A 237-nucleotide genomic window follows, 5' to 3' on the forward strand; every position below is an offset into this window, starting at 1 on the left:
GCGGCTTGTCATCCGTGCCTCTGGCACCGAGCCGGTGATCCGAGTGATGGCCGAGGGCGACGACAAGGCGCAGGTCGAGGCAGTGGTCGAGCGGATCTGCGACGTCGTGCGCGCGGCGGCGGCATGAGCGGCCGGCTGAAATCGGCGCTGTCGGTGGGCGCCGCCGGGGCGCTGGGCGCGTGGTTCGCGAATTTTGGCCGCCTGGCCGGCGGCGCCATGTCCGCGATCGACGGGATC

General features: G+C 72.6%; 1 protein-coding gene. It reads left to right on the plus strand.

The window, feature by feature from the left end:
- Positions 1-10: 10 nt before the first annotated feature.
- On the plus strand, positions 11-127 hold the full coding sequence (locus NLU14_RS23460) for a hypothetical protein (protein WP_420845106.1): 117 nt from the start codon (positions 11-13) through the stop codon (positions 125-127).
- The last annotated feature ends 110 nt before the right edge of the window (positions 128-237 follow it).

The organism is Marinobacter iranensis, assembly GCF_029207565.1.
Classification (GTDB): Bacteria; Pseudomonadota; Gammaproteobacteria; order Pseudomonadales; family Oleiphilaceae; genus Marinobacter; species Marinobacter iranensis.